At 70.2% G+C, this 23,313-nt stretch carries 24 protein-coding genes and 2 pseudogenes; 16 read left to right on the top strand and 10 right to left on the bottom strand.

The annotated features are described in order from the left end of the window. Positions 1–434: 434 nt before the first annotated feature. Positions 435–1,649, bottom strand: a complete 1,215-nt coding sequence (locus tag ACIQCZ_RS10575; protein WP_402281323.1) for an ROK family protein — start codon at positions 1,647–1,649, stop codon at positions 435–437. A 121-nt stretch (positions 1,650–1,770) separates the two neighbouring features. Here ACIQCZ_RS10575 and ACIQCZ_RS10570 point away from each other — a divergent pair, with 121 nt between their 5' ends. Together ACIQCZ_RS10570 and ACIQCZ_RS10565 are read left to right on the top strand one after the other, a co-directional pair. Then, positions 1,771–2,985, top strand: coding sequence for an MFS transporter (locus ACIQCZ_RS10570; protein WP_402281322.1), 1,215 nt, complete (start codon positions 1,771–1,773; stop codon positions 2,983–2,985). A 74-nt stretch (positions 2,986–3,059) separates the two neighbouring features. Next, entirely contained in the window at positions 3,060–3,815 is a 756-nt protein-coding gene (locus tag ACIQCZ_RS10565) for a maleylpyruvate isomerase family mycothiol-dependent enzyme (protein WP_402281320.1), read from the top strand. A gap of 63 nt (positions 3,816–3,878) precedes the next feature. Here the strand turns inward: ACIQCZ_RS10565 and ACIQCZ_RS10560 are convergent, their stop codons facing one another. After that, positions 3,879–4,280, bottom strand: coding sequence for a MarR family winged helix-turn-helix transcriptional regulator (locus ACIQCZ_RS10560; RefSeq protein WP_402281318.1), 402 nt, complete (start codon positions 4,278–4,280; stop codon positions 3,879–3,881). Positions 4,281–4,367: 87 nt separating this feature from the next. Here ACIQCZ_RS10560 and ACIQCZ_RS10555 point away from each other — a divergent pair, with 87 nt between their 5' ends. Further along, complete coding sequence (locus ACIQCZ_RS10555) at positions 4,368–5,870, top strand: MFS transporter (protein WP_402281317.1); 1,503 nt, start codon at positions 4,368–4,370, stop codon at positions 5,868–5,870. Positions 5,871–5,956: 86 nt separating this feature from the next. Here ACIQCZ_RS10555 and ACIQCZ_RS10550 read toward each other — a convergent pair whose 3' ends face one another. The 3 genes from ACIQCZ_RS10550 to ACIQCZ_RS10540 all read right to left on the bottom strand — a co-directional run bounded on the left by ACIQCZ_RS10550 (position 5,957) and on the right by ACIQCZ_RS10540 (position 8,870). Then, a complete protein-coding gene (locus tag ACIQCZ_RS10550) occupies positions 5,957–6,622 on the bottom strand; it encodes a response regulator (protein WP_402281315.1) in 666 nt (221 codons plus the stop codon). After that, positions 6,619–7,860 carry a sensor histidine kinase gene (locus ACIQCZ_RS10545; protein WP_402281314.1) on the bottom strand — a complete coding sequence of 414 codons (1,242 nt, stop codon included), beginning with the start codon at positions 7,858–7,860 and terminating at the stop codon, positions 6,619–6,621. Before ACIQCZ_RS10545 ends, ACIQCZ_RS10550 begins: the two co-directional genes overlap by 4 nt. A gap of 302 nt (positions 7,861–8,162) precedes the next feature. Next, complete coding sequence (locus ACIQCZ_RS10540; protein ID WP_402281313.1) at positions 8,163–8,870, bottom strand: TetR/AcrR family transcriptional regulator; 708 nt, start codon at positions 8,868–8,870, stop codon at positions 8,163–8,165. 127 nt (positions 8,871–8,997) lie between these two features. Between ACIQCZ_RS10540 and ACIQCZ_RS10535 the strand changes: the two genes are divergently transcribed. Further along, a complete protein-coding gene (locus ACIQCZ_RS10535; RefSeq protein ID WP_402281311.1) occupies positions 8,998–9,450 on the top strand; it encodes a nitroreductase family deazaflavin-dependent oxidoreductase in 453 nt (150 codons plus the stop codon). Positions 9,451–9,647: 197 nt separating this feature from the next. Here ACIQCZ_RS10535 and ACIQCZ_RS10530 read toward each other — a convergent pair whose 3' ends face one another. Beyond that, positions 9,648–10,898, bottom strand: a complete 1,251-nt coding sequence (locus tag ACIQCZ_RS10530; RefSeq protein ID WP_365692298.1) for a geranylgeranyl reductase family protein — start codon at positions 10,896–10,898, stop codon at positions 9,648–9,650. Positions 10,899–11,045: 147 nt separating this feature from the next. Between ACIQCZ_RS10530 and ACIQCZ_RS10525 the strand changes: the two genes are divergently transcribed. Both ACIQCZ_RS10525 and ACIQCZ_RS10520 read left to right on the top strand, forming a co-directional pair. Continuing rightward, a complete protein-coding gene (locus tag ACIQCZ_RS10525) occupies positions 11,046–12,410 on the top strand; it encodes a dipeptidase (RefSeq protein WP_402281309.1) in 1,365 nt (454 codons plus the stop codon). Between the two features lie 161 nt (positions 12,411–12,571). Beyond that, positions 12,572–13,282: an MBL fold metallo-hydrolase gene (locus tag ACIQCZ_RS10520; RefSeq protein WP_402281308.1), complete on the top strand. Its 711-nt coding sequence runs from the start codon at positions 12,572–12,574 to the stop codon at positions 13,280–13,282. On the opposite strand, the gene ACIQCZ_RS10515 is transcribed toward ACIQCZ_RS10520, so the two are convergent. The 3 genes from ACIQCZ_RS10515 to ACIQCZ_RS10505 are packed head-to-tail and all read right to left on the bottom strand — an operon-like array spanning position 13,241 to position 14,797. Beyond that, on the bottom strand, positions 13,241–14,278 hold the full coding sequence (locus tag ACIQCZ_RS10515) for an NUDIX domain-containing protein (protein ID WP_402281307.1): 1,038 nt from the start codon (positions 14,276–14,278) through the stop codon (positions 13,241–13,243). The genes ACIQCZ_RS10520 and ACIQCZ_RS10515 overlap by 42 nt on opposite strands. Continuing rightward, a complete protein-coding gene (locus ACIQCZ_RS10510) occupies positions 14,275–14,466 on the bottom strand; it encodes a hypothetical protein (RefSeq protein ID WP_402281306.1) in 192 nt (63 codons plus the stop codon). Before ACIQCZ_RS10510 ends, ACIQCZ_RS10515 begins: the two co-directional genes overlap by 4 nt. A 10-nt stretch (positions 14,467–14,476) precedes the next feature. Next, positions 14,477–14,797 (bottom strand): hypothetical protein, encoded by a 321-nt coding sequence (locus ACIQCZ_RS10505; RefSeq protein ID WP_402282180.1) that lies wholly within the window; start codon positions 14,795–14,797, stop codon positions 14,477–14,479. Between ACIQCZ_RS10505 and ACIQCZ_RS10500 the strand changes: the two genes are divergently transcribed. From ACIQCZ_RS10500 to ACIQCZ_RS10470, 7 genes are all read left to right on the top strand, one after another. Continuing rightward, positions 14,754–14,864: an ATP-binding cassette domain-containing protein gene (locus ACIQCZ_RS10500; RefSeq protein WP_402282133.1), complete on the top strand. Its 111-nt coding sequence runs from the start codon at positions 14,754–14,756 to the stop codon at positions 14,862–14,864. The two genes, ACIQCZ_RS10505 and ACIQCZ_RS10500, sit on opposite strands and share 44 nt — an antisense overlap. Before the next feature lie 11 nt (positions 14,865–14,875). Beyond that, positions 14,876–15,337, top strand: coding sequence for an ABC transporter ATP-binding protein (locus ACIQCZ_RS10495; RefSeq protein WP_402281304.1), 462 nt, complete (start codon positions 14,876–14,878; stop codon positions 15,335–15,337). Continuing rightward, positions 15,334–15,816 (top strand): hypothetical protein, encoded by a 483-nt coding sequence (locus ACIQCZ_RS10490; RefSeq protein WP_402281302.1) that lies wholly within the window; start codon positions 15,334–15,336, stop codon positions 15,814–15,816. Before ACIQCZ_RS10495 ends, ACIQCZ_RS10490 begins: the two co-directional genes overlap by 4 nt. Before the next feature lie 33 nt (positions 15,817–15,849). Continuing rightward, positions 15,850–16,398, top strand: coding sequence for an FtsX-like permease family protein (locus ACIQCZ_RS10485; protein ID WP_402281300.1), 549 nt, complete (start codon positions 15,850–15,852; stop codon positions 16,396–16,398). 59 nt (positions 16,399–16,457) lie between these two features. After that, positions 16,458–16,832: a hypothetical protein gene (locus ACIQCZ_RS10480; RefSeq protein WP_402281298.1), complete on the top strand. Its 375-nt coding sequence runs from the start codon at positions 16,458–16,460 to the stop codon at positions 16,830–16,832. Positions 16,833–16,880: 48 nt separating this feature from the next. Further along, a complete protein-coding gene (locus ACIQCZ_RS10475) occupies positions 16,881–17,396 on the top strand; it encodes an ABC transporter permease (protein WP_402281297.1) in 516 nt (171 codons plus the stop codon). 711 nt (positions 17,397–18,107) lie between these two features. Beyond that, positions 18,108–18,404: a hypothetical protein gene (locus ACIQCZ_RS10470; protein WP_402281296.1), complete on the top strand. Its 297-nt coding sequence runs from the start codon at positions 18,108–18,110 to the stop codon at positions 18,402–18,404. A 736-nt stretch (positions 18,405–19,140) separates the two neighbouring features. Here the strand turns inward: ACIQCZ_RS10470 and ACIQCZ_RS10465 are convergent. Continuing rightward, entirely contained in the window at positions 19,141–19,974 is an 834-nt protein-coding gene (locus ACIQCZ_RS10465; RefSeq protein WP_402281294.1) for a PIG-L family deacetylase, read from the bottom strand. Between the two features lie 198 nt (positions 19,975–20,172). Between ACIQCZ_RS10465 and ACIQCZ_RS10460 the strand changes: the two are divergent. The 3 genes and pseudogenes from ACIQCZ_RS10460 to ACIQCZ_RS10450 form a co-directional block, all read left to right on the top strand. After that, positions 20,173–20,292 (top strand): annotated as a pseudogene (locus ACIQCZ_RS10460) (IS5/IS1182 family transposase); the annotation flags it as partial. Between the two features lie 2,042 nt (positions 20,293–22,334). Further along, the gene (locus tag ACIQCZ_RS10455) at positions 22,335–22,565 is read left to right on the top strand and encodes a hypothetical protein (protein WP_402281293.1); all 231 of its coding nucleotides are present in this window, start codon (positions 22,335–22,337) and stop codon (positions 22,563–22,565) included. Next, positions 22,528–23,190, top strand: a pseudogene (locus tag ACIQCZ_RS10450) (IS5 family transposase); the annotation flags it as partial. The gene ACIQCZ_RS10455 and the pseudogene ACIQCZ_RS10450, both read left to right, overlap by 38 nt. Positions 23,191–23,313: the final 123 nt, after the last annotated feature.

The following is a 23,313-nucleotide window of genomic DNA, read 5'->3' as shown; positions in this document are numbered from 1 at the left end:
CGGGGCGGGTGCTGCGCCCATCGCCGTCCACCTGGAGCCGGGGACGGCCGCGCTCGACGTACTGGTCCCCTTCTGCGGGGATTCGGCCGTCACGCCCCAGCGGGTGCTCGGTCATGCGGGCCGGTCTCCGGACGCAGTCGTACGGCGTGACGCGGCGCGGACGGGAGCGTTCTTGGCGCTCGACGACCCGTCACGGGCCCATCACAGGAAAGCCCTTGGGCGCAGACACGAGGTGCCCGGTACCCCGAGCCTGCCGCATCCGCTGCGGCGGCCGCACCCTCGCCTCGAACAGAGCCTGGGCAGAAGGGCGTTGGCTGGAATCCCGGTGGACGACGCGGCACGGGCCCTCGCATGGAGGACCTCATCTGGCCCCTCCGCAGGACGAGGACGGCGCGGCCGTCCCCCACGTCGTCACGCGGGCACGGCCGTCCCCGTCACGCGAGCGCGGCCAGCGGATCGTCCAGCACCGGCTGCCAGGCCAGTTCGGCCGCGCCCACCAGGCTGTTGTGGTCGAGCGTGCACGGCAGGATCGGCACGCTGCCGCTGCGCCCCCACAGGCTGCGGTCGGCCACCACCGCGCGCAGCCGTTCCGGATCCGCGTCGAGCAGGGCCCGGTGCAGGCCGCCGAGGATGATGCGGTCGGGGTTGAGGATGTTGACCAGTCCCGCGAGCCCGAGGCCGAGCCGGTCGATCAGCTCCTCGGCCGCGCCCCGCACGGCCACGTCCTCGTACTCCGTGCGCAGCAGATCGCCGGCCTGCTTGAGCAGCGACTCCTCCGGACCGGGTTCGCGGCGGGCGGCGACGAGGAAGGCCAGCGGGTCGGTCTCGACGTCCAGGCAGCCCCGGCCACCGCAGTGGCACGGGCGGCCCTCCGGGTTCACCGTGAGATGGCCGACCTCCAGCGCCAGTCCCGAACTCCCGGTGTGCAGACGGCCGTCGAGGACCAGAGCGCCGCCCACTCCCCGGTGCCCGGTGGCCACACAGAGCAGATGCTGGGCACCGCGCCCGGCACCGTGCCGGTGTTCGGCGAGCGCGGCGAGATTGACGTCGTTCCCGGTGAACGCCGGTCCGGGGATGCCCGCTTCCCGTACGCAGGCGGCGAAGATCTCACGCACCGGTGCCCCTGCCGGCCAGGCGATGTGCAGCGGGTTGAGCGCGGTTCCTTCCGGCTCGGCGACCGCGGACGGCACCGCGAGGCCCGCCCCGACGCAGCGCAGCCCGCTGTCCCGGAGCAGCCGGGCGCAGTCGTCGACCACTTCACCGATGACCTGTGCCGGGTCCGCCGTGACGGTGACGCAGCCGGGGGCGGTGGCGACGAGCCGTCCACCGAGCCCGACGAGCGCGGCCCGGAACCCGTCGGCGTGCACCTGCGCGGCGATCGCGACGGGCCCCGACTCATGGATGGCCAGCCGGTGCGAGGGGCGACCCTGCGATCCGGCGGCGGAGCCCGGCCGGGAGTCGACCCGGATCAGGCCGAGCGCCTCCAGTTCCGCGGCGACCGCACCGGCCGTCGCCCGGGTGACGCCGAGTTCGGAGGTGAGGACGGCGCGGGTGGGCGCGCGTCCGGTGTGGACCAGTTCCAGCGCGGGTCCGAGCGCGCTGCGGCCCCTCTCCAGTTTTGTCCGGGTGGTGGTCACCTTGCCGTTCATGGGGGCGAGTCTCCCATGATCCGGGGGTGCCGCCGACGCCCCGGTGGCTCAGTTGTGCCCCTTGCGGCCGCTGCGGGCGGCCGTCTTGCGCCCGTTGTCCGGACGCCCCTATGCTGAGTTTGTGCCGCAACTAAACAAACTGCGGACGGCCCTGCCGGGGGGACCGGGCGGAGACACCGCCTCACCTTCGACGACCAGCCTCCGTACCGCGCTGACCGTGTTCTTCGCCCTCGACGGCTTCCTCTTCGCCGGCTGGGTGGTCCGCATCCCGGCGATCAAGCACCAGACCGGTGCTTCGGCCTCCACCCTGGGGCTCGCCCTGCTCGGCGTATCCGCCGGGGCCGTGGTGACCATGATGCTTACCGGTCGGCTGTGCCGTCGCTTCGGCAGCCACCCGGTCACGGTGGTCTGCGGCGTCCTTCTCTCCCTGAGCATCGCCCTGCCCGCACAGACGCATTCGGCCCTCGCGCTCGGCTCGGTACTGTTGGTCTTCGGGGCCGCGTACGGCGGGATGAACGTGGCGATGAACAGCGCGGCGGTCGATCTGGTGGCCGCGCTGCGGCGCCCGGTGATGCCGAGCTTCCACGCCGCGTTCAGCCTCGGCGGAATGGTCGGTGCCGGGCTCGGCGCACTGGTCGCGGGCGGCCTCTCCCCCGCCGCGCACCTCTTGGCCCTCACCGGGGTCGGACTCCTCGTCACCGCGGCGGCCGGACCGGCACTGCTGCGTCACCCGGCACCGAAATCCGCACCCGCAGCCGGCGGGGCGCGAGAGCCGCGACGACTGGACGGGCGGGCCCGGCGCCTGGTGCTCCTCTTCGGCGTGATCGCGCTGTGCACCGCGTACGGCGAAGGGGCGTTGGCCGACTGGGGCGCCCTGCATCTGGAACAGGATCTGGACGCCCACCCGGGCACCGCCGCCGCCGGGTACTCCCTGTTCGCACTGGCCATGACGGCCGGCCGGCTCAGTGGCACAGCACTGCTCGAACGGCTCGGCCAGACCCGCACCCTGGTCGTGGGCGGTGCCACGGCCGCCGCCGGAATGCTGCTCGGCTCACTGGCCCCGACCGTCTGGCCGGCGCTCATCGGCTTCGCCGTCACCGGCCTCGGTCTGGCCAACATCTTTCCCGTCGCGGTCGGCCGGGCCGGTGAGCTGGCCGGGCCGGGTGGAGTGGCCGCCGCGTCGACGCTCGGTTACGGAGGAATGCTGCTCGGACCGCCCGCGATCGGCTTCCTGGCCGACTGGGCCTCCCTCCCGGCGGCCCTCACCACGTTGGCGCTGCTGGCCACCGCGGCGGCCGCTCTGGGGTACGGAGCGCGCAACGCCGCACACGCCTGAGAGACCGGCCGCACCGCGCGGGACGGCCGGAAGCACCCCTCCGGGCAGGCCGGACCACTGGCACAATCGAAGCCATGGAGATCACGGACCACATCGAGTCCCTGGCCGACGAGGGACGGATGCTGGCGACCGCCGCGCAGAAGGCGGGCACGGGGGCACCGGTACCCACCTGTCCGGGCTGGCAGGTGCGTGATCTGCTCCGGCACACGGGGATGGTGCATCGCTGGGCGACCGCTCTCGTCGTCGAGGAACACACCTCCTACCGACCCGGCGGCGGGGAACCCGATCTGGACGGGCCCGAGTTGCTCGGCTGGTTCCGCGAGGGCCACCGCCTCCTGGTCGAGACGCTGCGGGCCGCGCCCGCCGGACTGGAGTGCTGGACCTTCATGCCCGCACCGTCACCACTGGCCTTCTGGGTGCGACGGCAGGCGCACGAGACCACGATCCACCGGGTGGACGCGGAGTCGGCGCGCGGCGGCAGGCCGTCGCCGGTGACGGCCGATCACGCGGTGGACGGGATCGACGAGTTGCTGTGCGGATTCCATGCGCGCGCGAAGAGCAGAGTGCGCACCCGCACACCGCGCACCCTGCGGGTCCGGGCCACCGACGCGGGCACCACGTGGACCGTACGGCTCTCACCGGAACCGCCGCAGACCGTACGGCATGAAGCGGCTCCCGAAGAGGGCTCGGCGGACTGCGAGTTGAGCGCGACGGCCGGTGAGCTCTATCTGATGCTCTGGAACCGGCTGCCACTCACCGCGGTCGCCGTGAAGGGCGACCGCGAACCGGCCCGGATCTGGTGCGAGAACTCCGGGGTGACCTGGTCCTGAGCGCGGCGCGGGCCGAGGCGGTGTCCGGCAGCCCCTGCCCCGGCCGGGCCCGCGGCGAGGCGGTCAGTCCCCCGCGCCGTCCAGCATCCGGGCGAGCACCGATCTCTGCAGCGGCTTGACCTCCGCGTGCCGCGCCCGGCCCTTCGCCGTCAGTTCGACCCTGACACCCCGCCGGTCCTCGCGGCACATCCCCCGGCACACGAGGTCGTCCTTCTCCAGTCGGGCGATCAGGCGGGACAGCGCGCTCTGGCTGAGGTGGACCCGGGAGGCCAGCTCCTGCACACGATAGGCGGAGCCGCCGTCCTCCGCCGCGCCCTCCGCGAGGACGTCGAGCACCTCGAAATCGCTGGCACCGAGGCCGTGTCGGTGCAGCTCGCGGTCGAGCTCACAGAGCGTCCTGGCGTGCAGGGCGAGGATGTCCCGCCACTCGTCGACGAGCATCCGCTCCGACTTGTTCGCTGCCATGACCGCACGTTAGCAGAGATGCCGCCGTTTGTTGCATCGGAATTAAATGCACTTGCATTCAATGCATGTGCATGTACTGTGCTGCTCATGACCTCTCCGCTCAACGTCCCCGATTCCCATGAGCGTTGGAGCCCGCGCCTGTGGGGCACCCTGCTCGTGCTCTGCGCCGCGATGTTCCTGGACGCTCTCGACGTCTCCATGGTCGGCGTCGCACTGCCCTCCATCGCGGACGATCTCGGGCTGACCACCTCGACCCTGCAGTGGATCGTCAGCGGCTACATCCTCGGATACGGCGGCCTGCTGCTCCTCGGCGGCCGTGCGGCCGATCTGCTGGGCAGGCGCCGGGTCTTCCTGATCGCGCTCGGCGTCTTCGCCCTCGCCTCGCTGCTCGGCGGATTCGTCGACTCCGGACCGCTGCTGATCGCCAGCCGCTTCATCAAGGGGCTGAGCGCCGCCTTCACCGCACCGGCCGGGCTCTCCATCATCACCACGACGTTCAAGGAGGGCCCGCAGCGCAACCGGGCCCTCTCCATCTACACCACCTGCGCCGCCACCGGCTTCTCCATGGGCCTGGTCCTCTCGGGCCTCCTCACCCAGCTGTCCTGGCGGTGGACCATGCTGCTGCCGGCTCCCATCGCGCTGATCGCCCTGCTGGCCGGCCTGAAGCTGATCCCGCACAGCGAACGCGAGGACACCCACCGCGGCTACGACCTGCCGGGCGCCGTCACCGGCACGGCCTCCATGCTGCTGCTGGTGTTCACGGTCGTACAGGCCCCCGAGGCGGGCTGGGCCTCCGCCCGCACACTCCTGTCGTTCCTCGCCGTCGCCGTACTGCTCACCGCCTTCGTCACCATCGAGCGGCGCACCGCGAACCCGCTGATCCGGCTCGGGGTGCTGCGCTCCGGCAGCCAGGTCAGGGCGCAGCTGGGGGCCGCCGCGTTCTTCGGCAGTTACGTGGGCTTCCAGTTCCTGGTCACCCAGTACATGCAGTCGCTGCTCGGCTGGTCCGCACTGCAGACCGCGCTGGCCTTCCTGCCCGCAGGCGTGCTGGTCGCCCTCTCCTCGACGAAGATCGGCGACGTGGTGGACCGGTTCGGCACCCCGCGTGTCATCGCGACCGGCTTCACCGCCCTCGTCATCGGCTACGCGCTGTTCCTGCGCATCACGCTCACCCCGTCGTACGCGGCGGTGATCCTGCCCTCCATGCTGTTGCTCGGCGCGGCGTGCGCGCTGACCTTCCCCTCGCTCAACATCCAGGCGACCAACGGGGTGGACGACGACGAACAGGGCATGGTGTCGGGTCTGCTGAACACCTCGATCCAGGTGGGCGGGGCGGTCTTCCTGGCGATCGTGACCGCGGTGATCACGGCGCACGGCAGCGGGGACGGATCCCGCCAGGCGGTCCTGGACAGCTACCGGCCCGGTCTGGTCGTGGTGACCGCGGTCGCGCTGGCCGGGCTGCTGGTCACACTGACCGGTCTGCGGCGCAGCCGGCCCGCGCAGCGCACCGTACTGGTCGCCTCGTCCGAAATGGACCGGACCGCCGCGGTCGAGGCGGCAGCCGCCCACAAGGTGTCCGTGCGGGACTGACCGTCCCGCGAGGGGGGAACGTGCGGTGGCCGACGGGGATTCGCCCCGTCGGGCACCGCACATCCGACGCTTCGCAGCGGGAGGCGTCAGCCGAGCCAGCCGGGACGCACGAGGCCCGACTCGTAGGCGAGCACGACGAGTTGGGCCCGGTCGCGGGCGCCGAGCTTCACCATCGTCCGGCTGACATGGGTCTTGGCGGTGAGCGGACTGACGACCAGCCGTCTGGCGATCTCCTCGTTGGAGAGCCCGATGCCGACGAGCGCCATCACTTCCCTTTCCCGTTCGGTGAGTTCGCTCAGCCCGGTCGCCGCGGCGGGCTCCTTGGAACGGGCCGCGAACTCGGCGATCAGACGGCGGGTGACCCCCGGCGAGAGCAGGGCGTCGCCCCCGACCACGGCGCGCACCGCGCGCAGCAGCTCATCCGGTTCGGTGTCCTTGACGAGAAAGCCGGAGGCTCCGGAGCGGATCGCCTCGAAGACGTATTCGTCGAGCTCGAAGGTGGTGAGCATGACCACCTTGACGTCGCCCAGTTCGGGGTCCTCGGTAATGGCGCGGGTCGCGGCGAGGCCGTCGAGACGCGGCATCCGGATGTCCATCAGCACGGTGTCCGGACGCAGTTCGCGTACCAGGCGTACGGCCTCCTCGCCGTCGGCCGCCTCCCCCGCCACCTCGATGTCGGGCTGGGCGTCCAGCAGGGCCCGGAAACCGGCCCGGACCAGCGACTGGTCGTCGGCGAGCAGTACGCGGATCACGTCGTCTCCTCCTTGCGCGCCGCCGCGCCAGGTGTGTCGGAAGGCAGCGGGAGCTCGGCCCGCACCCGGAAGCCGCCGTCGGTCCGGGGCCCCGCCTCGATCGTGCCACCCAGCGAGGCGGCCCGCTCCCGCATGCCCGCCAGCCCGTTGCCGCTGCCTCCGGCATCGTCGCCGGTGGCGGGTCCCCCGTCGTCGATCCGGAGCCGGATCCGGCCGGGCTCGTAGCCGATCCGGACCTGCGCGGTGCGCGATCCGGAGTGCCGGACCACATTCGTCAGCGCCTCCTGCACGATCCGGAAGGCGGCGAGATCCGCCCCGGGCGGAACGGCGCCGCGCACCCCTTCGGTCTCGACGGTGACGGTCAGTCCGGTGCTCGCCGCCTGTTCGACGAGCTCGGGAAGCCGGTCCAGTCCGGGGGCCGGGGTCCTGGGGGCGTCCCCGGGGGTGCGCAGGGTGTCCAGGACCTGGCGGACCTCGCCCAGCGCCTCCTTGCTGGCGGCCTTGATGGTGGTGAGGGCGGTGCGGGCCTGCTCGGGATCGGAGTCCAGCAGGGCGAGTCCGACGCTCGACTGAACGTTGATCACGGAGATGCTGTGGGCCAGGACGTCATGGAGCTCGCGGGCCATCCGCAGCCGCTCCTCGTCGGCCCGGCGCTGTTCCGCGGCCTCCCGCTCCGCGCGCCGGTCCGCCCACTGCTCACGGCGTACGCGGACGAACTCGGCGGCGGCGATGATGGCCACCACCCAGGCGGCGACGCCCAGTTCCTGCCCCCAAGGAGGAACGTGGTCCTCGGAGGGCGGCAGCCAGCGGTAGAGCCAGTGGGCCACCAGGACATGCCCCAGCCACACCATTCCGACAGCCGACCAGGCGGCCCGCCGGTACCCGGCGACGACCGCGCTGAAGCAGCCCACGGCGACGGCCAGGAAGACCGGCCCGTACGGGTAGCCGGCCGCCAGGTAGACCATCGCGGCGGTCGAACTCCCGAAGACGGCCACCACGGGGTGGCGGTGGCGCAGCAGAAGCACGGCGACGGCCAGGAAGAGCAGCAGCCGCGCGAAGACGTCCAGCGGCGCCCGCTCGTCCATCTGTCCACGGGCCGCGACGGTCGAGCCGATCATGACGACGGCGCCGAGCACGATCGTCGACGGCCAGGGCAGCCGGGAGGAGTACTCCCCCGGTGTCTCCGTCAGCCATCGCGGAGGCTCGCCGTGCAGCCGGTGCGGGTGTCGCTCTTCCATGCCCGCCACGCTAGACCGCGGGCCGTGGCGGGGTCGTCAGCCGAGCGCGGTGATCACCCGTACTCCCTGGGGAGTACGTCGTACGGGGCGCGCGGCGGGCGAGGAGTGCCGTGTCCCGGGACAATGGCCCGGGTCCGCCCGGCGGATCCCGTCTCCGACCTCCTCGCGCACGGCTCACGGCCGCGCCCGCCGACTACTACCGCGCGCGAGGTCGTGGGCTGTTGTGCCCGAGGTCGTCAGCTGCTTCGGTGGCCGACCAGACCGACCGCGCGCGAGGCCGTCGGCTGCTGCGCCCGAGGTCGTCAGCTGCTTCGGTGGCCGAGCAGACCGACCGTGCGGGCCAGTTCGGTGACGGCCTCCCGGAAGAAGATCTCCCGGGCCTCCACCACTCGCTGGAACTGGCCGAAGATCTCGAAGGAGATCATCCCGAACAGCTGCGACCAGGCGGCGATCAGCGGGGCGACCACTCCGGGGGGCAGACCAGGGGCGAACTCGGCGACCATCCGCTCGGCCTCGGCGCGCAACTCGTCGGCGAGCGGCGGCACGGCGAGACCGTCGGTGCGAAAGGCCTCGCCGACGACGGCGATCAGGACGAGGCCTACACGGGAGGCGGGGCCGATCGTCGCCTGGGGCGCGTTGTAGCCGGGCACCGGCGAGCCGTAGATCAGTGCGTACTCATGCGGGTGGGCGAGGGCCCAGTCACGAACGGCGCGCGCGACCGCCGTCCAGCGCGCGAGGTGGGGGGCGGCGTCGGCACGGGCGGCCCGGTGGGCTGCCTCGGCGCTCTCGCCGACGGAGTCGTACGCATCGATGATCAGGGCCGTGAGCAGTTCGTCCCGGCTGGGGAAGTAGCGATAGAGCGCGGAGGACGCCATCCCGAGTTCCCGGGCGACCGCACGCAGCGAGAGCTTCGCGGCACCCTCGGCCGCAAGCTGCTTCCTCGCCTCCTCCTTGATGGCGGCAGTGATCTCGACACGGGCTCGTTCCCTGGCTCCTCGAACAGCACTCATGTTTCTCAGTCTGTCATGAAGAAGAGCACCGACCAATAACGAGAGCACCGCTCTTGCTTTGGAGCACCAGTTCCGTGCACACTGATCTCAAGCGAGAGCACTGCTCTCAATATGCGAGGGAGTCACCATGTCTCAGCCGTACTACCTTCAGGGCAACGCCTTCACCATCCGGATGAACAGCGTCATCGGCTGGCTCGCCCGGCACGGCGTCAGCCTGCTCGGCTCGGCCGAGCTGTCGGTACGCGGCCGCAGGAGCGGACAGCTGCAGCGCATCCCGGTGAATACCCACACCTACGACGGCGCGCAGTATCTGGTCTCCGCGCGGGGCCACTCCCAGTGGGTACGCAACATGCGGGTAGCCGGTGGCGGCGAACTGAGGGTGGGCCGGAAGATCCGCGCCTTCACGGCCGTGGAGATCGCGGACGACGAGCAGAAGGTGCGGGTCGTCCGCGCCTATCTGGAGCGGTGGGGCTGGGAGGTCAACCAGTACTTCCAGGGCATCACCGCGAAGTCCACGGACTCCGAGCTCCTGGCCGCCTGCCCCGACCACCCCGTCTTCCGCATCACCGTCGAGGGCTGACCGTGCGGCCCGGCCCGCCCTCGGCGTCACGACCTGCCACCGTGACCGGGGGGCCACGGGCTCGCGGCGTCCGGCACGGCGCCTCGACACGTCACCCGAGTGCACCCGGCACGAGGCCGATCCTCCGCACCCTGCGCCGCACCGCGCCGGACGCCGCACGGCCCGGCGTCCGGCCGAACGACGCCGGCTCGAAGACCCTAGCGGTCCATCGCGGACAGGGCCCGCTGCGCCAGCGGATGCGTACGGACCAGTTCGGCCAGGGAAGTCGTACCGCGGGTGACCCCGGCGAACGCGTTCCAGGCCGGACGGAACCCCGTCAGCACCGCGTGCAGCACCCCCGGGCGGCGCTCGAACAGCTTGAGCATGCGCCGCCCGACACCCATCTCGACACCCAGGCCCGCCTTGATGGCGAAGGCGTAGTTCAGCGCCTGGCGCCGGGCGTCCACCGCGTCGTGCGACTCCGCGATCCGGACCGCCCACTCTCCGGCGAGCCGCCCCGAGCGCAACGCGAAGGAGATGCCTTCGCGGGTCCACGGCTCCAGCAGCCCCGCCGCGTCGCCACACACCAGCACCCGCCCGCGCGACAACGGCGAGTCGTCACTGCGGCAGCGCGTCAGATGTCCGGAGGAGATCTTCGGTTCGAAGCCGGCCAGACCGAGCCGGGCGATGAAGTCCTCCAAGTACCGCTTGGTTCCCGCTCCGTCGCCCCGCGCCGAGATCACACCGACGGTGAGGGTGTCCCCCTTGGGGAACACCCAGCCGTAACTGCCGGGCATGGGGCCCCAGTCGATCAGCACCCGACCGGCCCAGTCCTCCGCCACGGTCTGCGGAACCGGGATCTCCGCCTCCAGGCCGAGGTCCACCTGGTCGAGTTTCACCCCGACATGGGCTCCTATCCGCCCCGCGCTGCCGTCCGCGCCGACGACCGCGCGGGCCAGGACCGTCTCGCCCCCGGAGAGCACCACGGCGACCGTGCGCCGGTCCGGCACCGCGGCACCGTGCTGCTCGACCCTCGTCACCGTCGCTCCGGTACGGAGTTCGGCGCCCGCCTTCTGGGCCTCCTCGACCAGCCCCGCGTCGAACTCGGGGCGGTTGATGAGCCCGAAGAGCATCCTCTTGGAGCGGCGGGTTCGCGCCAGCCTGCCGTTGAGCGAGAACGTGACCGCGTGGATCCTGTCCCGCAGGGGCAGTTCGAATCCGGGTGGCAACGAATCACGCGAAAAACCGATGATGCCGCCACCGCACGTCTTGTAGCGGGGCAGCTCCGCCTTCTCCAGGAGCAGTACCCGTCGGCCGGCCACCGCCGCCGCGTATGCCGCGGAGGCTCCGGCCGGTCCGCCGCCCACTACGACGACGTCCCACACGGACGACTCTTCGTGCTCATGCCCGGCGTCTGCGTTCTCGCTGCTCACGATGTGCTTCTGCTCCCGATCCCACCAGTGGCCCATGCTGCTCACGGCATCCTACGGCGCGCCCGGCCCGGCCCCCTCTGTGGGAGGATCGACCGTACGTTCATCCTCCATGCAACGCCGCTCACTCGGTATGCATGTGCCCGGATACGTACCCATAACGTCGCACCCACGAGGAGCGTGCCCATGACCGCCCGTCCGATCTCCGAGACCATTGCCTCGCTGATGCCCCGTGCCAAGGCGGAGCTGACCGAGCTGGTGGCCTTCCAGTCGGTGGCGGATCCCGCGCAGTTCCCGAGGAGCGAGTGCGAGGCGGCCGCCGACTGGGTCGCCGACGCGCTGCGCGCCGAGGACTTCCAGGACGTCGCCCTTCTCGACACCCCCGACGGGACCCGGTCGGTGTACGGCTTCCTGCCGGGCCCGGCAGGCGCCCCGACCGTGCTGCTCTACGCGCATTACGACGTGCAGCCGCCGCTCGACGAGTCCGCCTGGCTCTCCCCGCCGTTCGAGCTGACGGAGCGGGACGGCCGCTGGTTCGGCCGAGGCGCGGCGGACTGCAAGGGCGGCTTCATCATGCACCTCCTCGCCCTGCGCGCACTCAAGGCGCACGGCGGCATCCCGGTCTCCGTCAAGGTGATCGCCGAGGGTTCCGAGGAGCAGGGCACCGGGGGTCTGGAGCGGTACGCCGAGGCGCACCCCGAGCTGCTGACCGCCGACACGATCGTCATCGGTGACACCGGCAACTTCCGGGTCGGGCTGCCGACGGTCACCGCGACGCTGCGCGGTATGACGATGCTGCGGGTCACGCTCGACACCCTCGAAGGGAACCTGCACTCCGGCCAGTTCGGCGGCGCCGCCCCGGACGCGCTGGCCGCGATGATCCAGCTGCTGGCCTCGCTGCGCGCCGAGGACGGCACCACGACCGTCGACGGACTCGACACGGACGCCGACTGGGACGGACTGCAGTACCCGGAGGCCGACTTCCGCAAGGACGCGAAGGTTCTCGACGGTGTCGGACTCATCGGAACGGGTACGGTCGCCGACCGGATCTGGGCCCGGCCCGCCGTCACCGTCATCGGCATCGACTGCCCGCCCGTGGTCGGCGCGACTCCCTCGCTCCAGGCGAGCGCACGGGCTCAGATCAGCCTGCGGGTGCCGCCGGGCCAGGACGCCGCCGCCGCGACGGAGCTGCTGACCGCCCACCTGAAGGCGCACGCCCCCTGGGGAGCCAGGGTGTCGGTGGAACAGGTGGGCCAGGGCCAGCCGTTCCGCGCGGACACCTCCAGCCCGGCATACACGTCGATGGCGCAGGCGATGGAGGCCGCGTACCCCGGCGAGAAGATGCAGACGTCCGGGATGGGCGGCTCGATCCCGCTCTGCAACACGCTCGCCGCCCTCTACCCGGAGGCCGAGATCCTGCTGATCGGCCTGAGCGAGCCGGAGGCGCAGATCCACGCAGTGAACGAGAGCGTGTCGCCCGAGGAACTGGAGCGGCTGTCGCTCGCCGAGGCCCTGTTCCTGCGGAACTACGCCGAATCCAAGCGAATCTGAGCACACGCCACCCACGTCCGGCCCCGCGGACCCACGGCACACGGCACACGGCCGGCCCACGGGGTGCTGGTCGGACGCGCGGCCGGATCTACGCGCTGAGCGAAGCTCGCCCAGAGCGTAGATCCGGTCGCCGAGCGGGCAGGGACACGTACGTTCGACGTATGGATCTCGTCGAGGTACTTCCTCAACTGCACATGTTCCGCTTCCCCATCGGCCAGGCGTATCTGTGGCGCGACGGCGCGGACCTGACTCTGATCGACGCGGGCGACATCGATGCCGCGCCCGCGATCGAGGACGCGGTGCGCGGCCTCGGCCTGGACCCGGGCCGCATCGGCCGGATCGTCGTCACCCACGGGCATCGCGACCACTACGGCGCGGCCCAGGAGCTCGCCGACCGCCACGGCGCCGAGATCCTGGCCCATCGGCTGGACGCGCCGGTGATCCGCGGCGAGGCGGAGATCGCCGACCCCGTCCTGCTGGACTGGGAACGCCCACTGTACGAGCACGCGCTGACCGTTCCTCCGGCGCCGCCGACCCGCGTGGACCGCGAACTGGCCGACGGCGACGAGATCGCGTTCGGTTCGGGGGCCCGGGTGGTCCACGCCCCCGGTCACACCCCCGGCTCCATCGGGATTCATCTGCCGCACCACGGTGTGCTGTTCACCGGCGACTGCGTGGCCGGGGTCGGCCAGGTGATGCTGGGCGTCTTCAACATCGACCGGGCGCGGGCCGTGGCCTCGTTCCGGCGGCTGGCCGCGCTGGAACCGGCCACGGTCTGTTTCGGGCACGGCGATCCGCTCACCGTCGACGCCGCCGCGGTGCTGCGTGCGTCAGCCGACCGGGACTCCGGCCTCCAGGTTGAGCACGGTTGACCGCTCCCGGGCGCGCAGCGCCCAGCGCAGCCGTTCGTACCGGGTGGGGGGCAGCATGGTGGCCGCCTCCGACTCGGTGACGAAGCGCCAGCCGCGCAGTTCGGAACCGGGCAGCAGCAGCCGTTCGGCGTCGGCACGGGGCAGCGGGCCGCCGTCGAAGAGCATGCGCAGCCCCCCGTAGCCGGGGGGTTCGGGTGCCTCCCAGTCGACGACGAGGAGTTTCGGCACCCGGTCGAGATGGATGCCTATCTCCTCGGCCACTTCTCGGATCCCGGCCTGCGCCGGTGCCTCGCCGGCCTCGACCACTCCGCCGGGGAACTCCCAGCCGGGCTTGTACGTCGGGTCGACGAGCAGGACCCGGTCGTGTTCGTCGAAGAGCAGTACACCGGCCGCGACGGTCTCCGCGCTCGGCTCGGGGGTCTGCACGATCTCGCATGCGGCGGCCGTTCCGGTGCGGACCGCCTCGGCTATGTGCTCGGCCGTCCCATGCGGGGAGAGGGCACTGGTGTCGATGGTGTGGGCGTCCCGGGTGAGCCAGCCGAGCGCCGCCCGATAGGGCTCGATGTGTTCGTAGGCCCACTGCCGGATCCGTTCGCTGTGCTCCGGGTCGTCGGCGAACTCCACCCGGTCGGCGATCCGTTTGCGCAGGATCGTTTCCTCAGGCGAGAGCAGGACATGGCGCACCGGAATGCGCCGGGAGGCGAGCCCCCCGAAGATCTCATCGCGATACTCCTGTCGCAGCAGCGTCATCGGCACCACCAGCACCCCGGGCATCTCGGCGAGCAGGGCCGCCGCGGTGTCCACCACCAGTCGCCGCCAGATCGGCAGGTCCTGGAAGTCCGTCACCTCGGCAAGCCGCTTCTGGGGCAGCAGGTACCGCAGCCCCGCGCCGATCAGCTCGGGGTCGTAGAAGGTGCTGTTCGGGATCAGATCGACAAGCTCGCGCGCGGCGCTCGTCTTGCCCGCGCCGAACGCACCGTTGATCCAGACGATCATTCGTACTCCAAGACGGGAAGGCCGCTGAACAGCAGCGGAGCAGGGGTCACGAGATCTTCTGGGAGAGGCATGGGAAAAGGTGGCATCCACAGCCCGGCCCCCACCACCTCCTTTTCCCACACCCGCTGGAGATACCCCACAATCCGCTCCTCCATCGCGACCGTCACCTCGCTGTACACACCCTCCACACCCGGAAGCTCATGCCCCATTCGGGCGGTAGGCAGTGACGTCGATCCCGGTCGGCAGCAGGCGCGGCTCACCCGAGATGCGCATCTCCACGGGCAGGCCGGCAAAGGCGATCCGGTCGATCAGCGGGCTGATTCGGCTCAAGCTCGACTGCGGTGAGAGGTCAATACCGTAGGGCTCGTCGTCGCCGTTCTGCGCGGGTGCGAGCAGGCCGAGCAGGTGCCGCAGCTCGGTCATCGTGTTGCTGGACGGCCTGTCGCTGGAGATCAGGGCGGGGGACGCGGTCGCCGTGATAGGCCCCTCCGGCTGCGGCAAGTCCACCTTGCTCAACATGGTGGCCAGCCTCGATCGGCCGACCTCGGGCGCAGTCGAGGTGCAGGGTCATGACCTCGGAAACTGAACGAGACCAGGTTGGCGCTGTTCCGGCGGCGGAACGTTGGCATGATCTTCCAGTTCTTCAACCTCATCGACGATCCGCCCGCCCTGGACAATGTGGCGCTGGCCGCGCAACTGACCGGCACCCCGGTCCGGCAGGCGCGCCGCCGCGCCCTGGAGCTCCTCGACGAACTCGGTGTCGCCGAACGCCGGAACAACTATCCGGCGACGCTGAGCGGCGGCGAGCGGCAACGGGTCGCCGTGGCCCGGGTCCTGATGAACCGCCCGGCCCTGTTGCTGGCCGACGAGCCGACCGGCGCCCCCGACAGCCGGTCGGGAGAGCAGGTAATGGATCTGCTGATCGACCTCAAGCAGATCGGCCAGACCCTGTTGATCGTCACCCACGACCCGCAACTGGCCACCCGCTGCGCCAGCCGGCTGATCCAAGTCGCCGACGGCCACGTCGCCCGCGAGAGCACGCTGGAAACGACCGCGTGAGCGCCGTATGGAGAGCCTCACGCGCGGCTGTGAAACGCCGTCGGCTCCAGACCTTCGTCATCGGGCTCGTCGTGCTCTGCTCCACCACGACCGCCCTGCTCGCGCTGGCGCTGCTGAGCGCCGCATCAGGCCCCTTCGACAAGGCCTACGCCAAACAGCGCGGTGCCCATACGGTGGCGACTTTCGACACCACTAAAGTCTCGCAGGAGCCGCTGGCGCGGACCGCCCGGCAGCCCGGGGTGGAGGCCGCGGCCGGACCGTTCGGGCAGGCCGTCGTCGACATCCCCAAGGACTGGCTCTGGATGGCGGGCGGCACCCTCACCGTGGTGGGCCGGGCCGATCCGGCGGGCCCTGTGGACCGGATCGACCTCCTTGAGGGTCACTGGGCCACCGCACCTGGCGAGATCGTCGTCAACTGGAGCGACCAGGGCTCCCCCGGCACCGCCCTCCTCGGCACCGAGCTTAAGATCCCCGGCTGAGCGACGCTGACCGTCGTCGGATTCGCCACCAGCATGAGCAAATCGGCCAGTGCCTGGGTCTCGCCCGAGCAGATGGCCGCACTGCACCCGACCTCCGCCCAGATGCTGTATCGCTTCACAGACTCCTCGACAAGGGCCCAGCTGAGCGCCGGGCCGGCCCGGGCCACCACCGGACTGCCCAAGGAGTCGCTGACCGGCGCACGGACCTACCTCACCCTCAAGCATGCCTTCTCCGCGCTGGCCGACTCCTACCTCCCGTTCATGACGCTCTTCGGCATCCTCGGCCTGCTCGTCTCCACCCTGATCGTCGGCAACGTGGTCAGCGGGGCGGTCGTCTCCGGGAACCGGCACATCGGGGTGCTCAAAGCCCTGGGCTTCACCCCCAACCAGGTCGTCGCCGTCTACCTCACGATGCTCCCCGTACCGGCCGTGGTGGGCTGCGTGCTGGGCACGCTGGCCGGCAACGCACTGGCCGGGCCCATCCTGAAAGTCGCGTTTGTCGGAATCGATGTAGGTAGCCGCACCCTGTTGACCAGGCCGCCATCGTCCTCGGGGTCACCACGGTCCTGTGGACCGGCCTGACCACCACCCTGGTCGCGTACGGCAATGTCGGACGGGAGGACGGAGGCGCCAGGATCCGCGTGACGACCGGAGGGTCGGGCAACGACCGGACCCCGCCCCGGCTCAGTGACCTGCAGATCGAGGAACGGCTGCGGTCCCTGCCAGGTGCGGCGGGGGTACGGGCCCGCGCGCCGGCCCAGGCGAATATGAGCGGGCAGACCCAGCCCGTCTTCGCGGACTTCTACCGCGGCGACGATTCTTTGTACAAGCACACCATCGTCAAGGACCGGGCGCCGACCGCGGCAGTCGAGATCGTGGCCGGGCCGGCGTTCCTGACCCAACGCGGGCTGAAGGTCGGCGACCGGGTTGTTCTGGGGCTGAACGGCAGGAAGATCACCGCGATCGTCGTGGGCCAGGTCATCGAGGGCAACGCCCTTGCACTGGGGGCCACTTGAGAGAGTCTTGTCCGACTCGCACCGGACGCCCACGCCACCGAGTACACGGTGCGGCTCACCCCCGGCACCGACGCGCGCGCCTACGCCGAGGCGGTCGCGGCGCTCGACCCGGGCCTGCACGCGTCGGTGACGGGCTCCGGCAACGCTGGCACCGCCACCGTCATCACCTTCTCGACGGTGTTCACGGTGCTGCTGACCCTCATCGCGTCGCTCGGTGTCTTCAACACCGTCCTCCTGAACACCCGTGAGCGGCGCCGGGACCTGGGCATGCTCAAGTCCATCGGGATGCTCCCTCAGCAGGTGGTGGCGATGACAGTGACCTCGGTCGCGGGTCTGGGCGCGGTCGGCGGGCTGCCCGGTATCCCGCTTGGGATCGTGGCGCACCGCCTCGTCGTGGACAACGTCGAGGTAATCGACTTCCCCGCGTATATGAAGGACGTGCGGCACGCGCCGCAGCCGGCCGCGATGCTTCTGGCGGGTGTGGCGATCGCAGTCCTCGGCGCCCTGGTCCCGGCTTGGTCAGCGGCCCGGATGACCATCGCCTCGGTGCTGCACACCGAGTAGATCACCTGTCGGCATGGTGCAGAGAAGGGCGAGGACGCTTTCGCCGACGGCCGGGGCGACCATGCCGCGCTCAGTCATCATCCGGCTGATCGCGCTGCCGAGCCCGAGCGGCTCGCGCCCGTCGCGCCGTACGACGGCCTGATCTCCGTGGTGCCCACCATCATCCGCACCACGCTACCGGCGGCCACTGACACGCTCAGGGAATACGGCCGGATCTGCAACACAGTGTGCAACACGCGGTCCAGGAGCCCCTTCCCGGTGTATCCGCAGGTCACGGGTGCAACGCACGGGACGTTGCACCGGCCGTGTTGCAGCACCCGGGCCAGTGTTGCGGTCGACTGCACGGTCCCGGACAAGCCCCCGGGGCCGACGGTCGTCAAGCCGGGGCCGGGACCGTGCCGCCCCAGCGCAGCGCGTGGCGTCAGGTGGGAGAACCCTGGCGGATCCGAGTCCGGACCAGCGGCGTGATGTCAGCCCAGGCGCCCAGATGCTGCCTCGTGACGCAGGACCAAGGGACAGCCTACGGCTGTGTCCGGGAGGTGACTTTGTCGAACGGGCCGCTCACCGTGTCGCTGGACCCCGCTTCGCTGGACGATCTGGGGCTGGCGGGCGCCACAATCGAAGCACAGCTCTATGTGTCGGACGAGGACATCGAGCGGATGCGCGATGTCCTCGTCCAAGTAAGCAGTCACGAACCAGCTGGCCAAGGCCATGTCACCGGCACACCAAGACCGCTACGGGCCACTGGTCCAGGCAGTCACCGCGCAGACCACCGCGTTCACCACCAAAGGTACCTCCGCCGAGGACGCAGCCCAGGTAATCTCCAAAGCCGTCAACGCCCGCAAGCCCCGCACCCGCTACACCATCGGCCGCGACGCGGCGCTGCTCATCCGCCTGACACGGGTGCTGCCGGACCGCATCCTCGACCGCCTCGTCGCAGCCAGCCTGCGCCCTTACTGGCCGAAGACCGCCGCGCCCTCGCTGGAGCAGGTGGCCGACCGCGTCTGATGACCGGCCCTCAGGCCACTTTGGACGGCACACCGCCGGTCGCACGGATGACCGGTCGGCGGCCTGCTCCTGTGTCGCACCGTGGGGACGGCGGCACGCCCCCCGGGGAACGGGCGGGTCCTCAGCCGCCCGCGCCATATACCGACGTGGTGACGTGGGCGTTCTCACGGAACCTCCCACCATGTTGCCCGCGTGATTCTCAACTCCGGTCCATATCCGCACGGTTCTCGCCGACGAGGCGGGTACGTCCGAGGCGCTGACCAGCGCGTTCTCACACCGACGCCACATGTGTGGTCGATATGGCCTCGTCTCCGAGAATATGGCGCGGACCTTGAGAACCTACAGGATGTGTAGGGTCTCGCGGTTGGTGTCGGAGATCGCCCTCGTGACCTGCTGCTTCTTCCGTTGCCTCACGGCGTGTCGGACATCGCAGCCTCAGCTTCGTGTCGCTTCCTCGGCGGTCTGTCTTGATTGGAGCAGGCCGCCGGGCTTGTGACCTGGGCTGTCGCGCATCTTCCGAGTCAGCAGCCCGCAGGCCTCCCACCCGTGCGGTTGCCAGGTGGTTTGGGGACGAGCCCGGTGTCGGGTCAGTAGTGCGGGCACGCGTCGACGCCGCCGGCGAGTACTTGGACGCGGGCTGCCGGAACGGAACTCGCGTGGGCAAGCTTCCGGGTGTGTGACCCGCTCGATCGCGCCATGCGGTCGATGCTCTTTCCCGGCCGGCCGGACGGGCGGATCAGCGCAGTCCGGCGAAGAGATCGTTCTCGGGTATGGCCGCGCCGGTGGCGTCCTGGACACGTACGAAGGTCTCCATGCCCATCAACTCGCCGAACCTCTCCTTGCCCATCTTGAGGAAGAAGATGTTCTCGCCCTGACTGGCGTGCGCGGCCAACGCGTCGAACTTCTGACCGCTGAATGCGATGGTGTCCACCCACGTGGTGATCTCATCGTCGGGCAGGCCGATCTCGGCCATCGCGGCGGCCTCGGCAGGATCCGGCTCCGGCATGTCCCCTTGAAACTCGCGCATGGTCTCACCGAACCGCTGCATCATCGAGCGGGGCATCGTGGTCCAGTACACCTTCGGTGCCAGCGCGGTCATCCCCAGCGCCGCCATCGTGATGCGGTGGGCCTGGATGTGGTCAGGGTGGCCGTAGAAGCCGTTCTCGTCGTAGGTGACGACCACATCGGGCCGGTAGTGCCGCATGAGTTCCGCAAGTCGGGCAGCGCCTTCCTCCACGGGGGTCTGCCAGAAAGATCCGGGGGCGTCGTTGCTCGGCCAGCCGATCATCCCGGAGTCGGCATAATCCAGCATCTCCAGATCGCTGACCTTCAGGACGTCACAGCTCGCCTCAAGTTCTTGACGGCGCATCAAGGCGACCGCCGCCGGATCGTGCCCGGGGTCGCCCGGCTTGACACCCCCCGGTCCGTCACCGCAACCGCCGTCGGTACACGTCACGAGAACCGTGCGGATACCTTCCGCCGCGTACCGCGCGAGGACCCCTCCGGTTCCGGTGGCCTCGTCGTCGGGGTGGGCGTGCACTGCCATGAGCGTCAAGAGCCGGTCAGTCATGAAACATTCCTCCACAGAAATACGTCTTGGTCCGAGCGCGCGGCAGGCGTAGCGCGATCCCGGGGGCCCGGATCCTGGTGGGGCGGACGACCTTGTGGTCTCCGTGTCCCCGCCCGTGCGGGGCCGGTCCCCCGGTCTATGCAACCGCGCCGACCAGGCCGGCTGTTCCCGCCACAGCCGTGGCCTCGAGGCTTCGGGTTCGCCTACGCCCAGGCCGAGGGAGTCGAGCTCCGCCTGGACGCCACCGAGGTCCAGGTTCGTCGGCCTGCTGCCGGCCGCGGTGGACGGCGGGCGTTCGTCTCGGGCAAGAAGCGTCGTGTTCGTCACGTCGGACACCATGCCGTCACCGCCGGGATTCCCGCCGACCGCGGTCACCACACCACCGAAGGACGACGCCCCGCCCGCGGTTCCGGGGTTGTTCCCGAGACCCCCGGCACCGCCCGCACCGACCACGACGGACTCGACATCGGCCAGGGCTCCGACCTCGATGACTGACTCCGAGTACCCGCCGCCGCTCCCGCCGGGCCGGGCGATCAGCCGCTTCGCCGCTGCCTCGGCTCCGGCTGACCCGCCCCCGCCGGCCTGGACCTTGACCCTGATCCGGGCCAACCACGGGTAATCCGCCTTCAGGAACTTGAAGGTGCCGGGCGTGCCGAACTGGACCGTTTTGCGGAGTCCCATCGTGTCCGGGTTCAGGCAGAGTTCGCCGGTTTCGTCGACGTTGAAGTACTCGCCGCACGCACAGACGCTGGCCACGATCCCCTCCCAGGGGGTTGCAGTGACGAGTCCGGCCCAAAACCAGCGACTTCACCGACCCTAATGCAGGCGCCATTACGTCGGGCACTGCGGCGACCGCCGAAAGGCATTGCGCTCCCCCAGACCTTGCGGAAGATCCGCGCGTCTTCGGCGACACAGCGCCGGACGTTCGGCCACGCTGTCAGGGAGCACCCTGGCGCCGTAGGGACGAACTCGTCTCCGTCCGCACGCTATTGCCCTGAGCGCCTGGAGCGATCGTCTGGCGCGCCGCAAACGGCGATGCCCCCCCCACCAGACAGTGGGGGCATCACCATCTTCATTACCTTGGCTGCTGGGCGTAGTCGGCCAGCGCTGAGGAGGAGATTTGCCCCTCCTTTACGGGCGCGAGCTTGCCGGTACGCGGATCAGCAATGTAGCCCTGCTGCCCTGCGGAGAACGGCACCACTCGACCGTCTGGACTTACGAACCCCAGAGCGACGTAGCGCCCTGTCTTGGGGTCCGCCTCATATGCCAGCGGCCAGCCGGCCGCTGCGGCCTCAGTTGCAGCGTGATCGGTATCCGTCGGGGTTGAGGCAACGACGGGGGCGGCGCCTGCTGCCATCCCTAAGACAGCGGCCGTAGCAACGATGTGATGCAGGAACTTCATGAGGACCTCGCGTCAACACTGGGAAATACCCCTAAGCATAGGGGCGGCAAACCCGTTGGCCGCACAGCGTCCGAAAGAGGCCGCCGCACTAAATAATGGCCGAAAGTAATGACGTGATCACCTTACGTGTGGAAAGTGTCGTAGGTATTGATCGCCGTGACGGCCGTGAGGGACACGGTCCGAAAGGTGGGGATTTTCCAGTGAAGCTACGTGGAACGGCAGTTGTAATGAGCGCCTTGGTCGCCGGAGGTCTCCTCTCGGGTACCGCGCAGGCGTCGACAGCGGACACGCCTGCTGACGTGAAGCCCATGACGTGGGTTGGGCCGTCAGTGTCCAGCGAGTCCGCACCGGCGGGGAAGGTGGCTCACTACCAGGCCGATCCCGAGAAGGGGACCATCAAGTTCCTCGGCTTCGTCGACCCCGAGCCCGAGATCACAACCACGATCGTGCAGCACAATCCCCCCAGTCCGGAGACTGCGTCCTCTCCCCGTGGAGCACCCCGTATGCCGCGTACGGGGTGCGTGGAGCGGGCCCGATGAACGGGACCTGGGAAGATCGCAAGCGAATCACTGGGGGCACGGAGCGATGCGCCGGCACCTTCCACGCGTAGAGCGGAGGCCCCAGCTTCAACACAGCCATCCTCGCTAATGGCGCCTTCGTCGACTTCACTTCTCCCGCCGTGATCACACAGGTCCGCATCCGACCCCGCGTCCCGTGGCGCGCCGGGACTGCCCCAGCGCGCCAGACTGCTGATTCCGCCGAGGTCAGGCTCCGCCACCTGGCAGCCACAAGCTGGCCACACGCGCTGAACCACAGCGGGATCACGTGGCGCACGGCGGGACAGTCGGACAATCCAGAGGGGCTGCCGAGTATCTGTGCAGCCCCTCTGGCGCACACACAGCCCAACGAACGATCACCACACAACGTCTTACCCTCGATCCGCCAAAGTTGCGGTGAGGTGTATGTCGACCCCGGCGGCTGGAACGGCGGGCAGCAGGCCGAGCCCGAGGACCGGCCGGGTGCGCCGGACGCGTACCGTCACCGCGGTGCCGGTGATCTCCTCGGCGGTGACGGTCAGCGGTCTGTCTTCGCCGCGGGCCGGGGTGAGGCGATGGCACTGATGACGGGCGGTTCGGCCAGAGGTGCTGGCGATAGCGGATACGACCTGCTCGGCCACCACGATCCGTAGCCGCCGCGACGAATGGATCCGCCTCGGCGTCTTCGCCCATCTGAAGCAGATCGCGCTGGAGACGTACGACAGGATCGTGGGGCTGGTCCTGGACCGGATCGCCGTTGACGGCTGCATCACCAAGGCGCCGGGCGGTGGCGAGGTCACGGGGCGGTCGCCGGTCGACCGGGGCAAGCAGGGCCTAAAGCGCTCCGGCTTGGTGGACGGCTATGGCATTCCCCTCGGCCGCATTCTGGCTGGGGCCAATCGCCACGACTCCCCGCTCCTCGCTCCAACCCTGGACCTGCTGAACGACCTCGGGCCCGTGCCCGAAGGCACCACCGTGCACCTTGACGCCGGCTACGACAATGCCGACACCCGCACCCTGCTCGCCCAGCGACATTTGCACGGACAGATCACCCGCAAGGGGATCCAAGCACCCACCCAGGCCACCCGACGGTGGCACATCGAACGTACCCACGCCTGGCAGAACGCCTTCCAGCGCCTCGCCCGTTGCACTGAGCGCCGCGCCACGGTCATCGATGCCTTCTGCGACCTCGCCGACACCATCATCACCGTCCGCAGCCTCATCCGCCGTGCATGGACCACCTACCGCTGGCACACCCGACCCCATCAACGCCCCTGAACAACCAGCACCTGCACGCCCCTCAGGCAGACGCCACGGCCGGCGTACTTGTTCAGAATCCGGTCAGCGGTGGGTCAACACCGCCACCTCCTTGCCGAACCCCACCACCAACCTCCCGTCCGG

Source organism: Streptomyces sp. NPDC093149, assembly GCF_044754145.1.
Classification (GTDB): Bacteria; Actinomycetota; Actinomycetes; order Streptomycetales; family Streptomycetaceae; genus Streptomyces.
This window is presented reverse-complemented; position numbering and strand designations above follow the sequence as displayed.

What these genes read in the sequence shown, in the direction of transcription:
- ACIQCZ_RS10575 (WP_402281323.1), bottom strand. Translation starts at nt 1,649, where the DNA reads ATGAACGGCAAGGTGACCACCACCCGGACAAAACTGGAGAGGGGCCGC.
- ACIQCZ_RS10565 (WP_402281320.1), top strand. Translation starts at nt 3,060, where the DNA reads ATGGAGATCACGGACCACATCGAGTCCCTGGCCGACGAGGGACGGATG.
- ACIQCZ_RS10560 (WP_402281318.1), bottom strand. Translation starts at nt 4,280, where the DNA reads ATGGCAGCGAACAAGTCGGAGCGGATGCTCGTCGACGAGTGGCGGGAC.
- ACIQCZ_RS10555 (WP_402281317.1), top strand. Translation starts at nt 4,368, where the DNA reads ATGACCTCTCCGCTCAACGTCCCCGATTCCCATGAGCGTTGGAGCCCG.
- ACIQCZ_RS10545 (WP_402281314.1), bottom strand. Translation starts at nt 7,860, where the DNA reads ATGGAAGAGCGACACCCGCACCGGCTGCACGGCGAGCCTCCGCGATGG.
- ACIQCZ_RS10540 (WP_402281313.1), bottom strand. Translation starts at nt 8,870, where the DNA reads ATGAGTGCTGTTCGAGGAGCCAGGGAACGAGCCCGTGTCGAGATCACT.
- ACIQCZ_RS10535 (WP_402281311.1), top strand. Translation starts at nt 8,998, where the DNA reads ATGTCTCAGCCGTACTACCTTCAGGGCAACGCCTTCACCATCCGGATG.
- ACIQCZ_RS10530 (WP_365692298.1), bottom strand. Translation starts at nt 10,898, where the DNA reads ATGGGCCACTGGTGGGATCGGGAGCAGAAGCACATCGTGAGCAGCGAG.
- ACIQCZ_RS10525 (WP_402281309.1), top strand. Translation starts at nt 11,046, where the DNA reads ATGACCGCCCGTCCGATCTCCGAGACCATTGCCTCGCTGATGCCCCGT.
- ACIQCZ_RS10520 (WP_402281308.1), top strand. Translation starts at nt 12,572, where the DNA reads ATGGATCTCGTCGAGGTACTTCCTCAACTGCACATGTTCCGCTTCCCC.
- ACIQCZ_RS10515 (WP_402281307.1), bottom strand. Translation starts at nt 14,278, where the DNA reads ATGATCGTCTGGATCAACGGTGCGTTCGGCGCGGGCAAGACGAGCGCC.
- ACIQCZ_RS10505 (WP_402282180.1), bottom strand. Translation starts at nt 14,797, where the DNA reads ATGTTGAGCAAGGTGGACTTGCCGCAGCCGGAGGGGCCTATCACGGCG.
- ACIQCZ_RS10485 (WP_402281300.1), top strand. Translation starts at nt 15,850, where the DNA reads ATGAGCAAATCGGCCAGTGCCTGGGTCTCGCCCGAGCAGATGGCCGCA.
- ACIQCZ_RS10470 (WP_402281296.1), top strand. Translation starts at nt 18,108, where the DNA reads ATGTCACCGGCACACCAAGACCGCTACGGGCCACTGGTCCAGGCAGTC.
- ACIQCZ_RS10465 (WP_402281294.1), bottom strand. Translation starts at nt 19,974, where the DNA reads ATGACTGACCGGCTCTTGACGCTCATGGCAGTGCACGCCCACCCCGAC.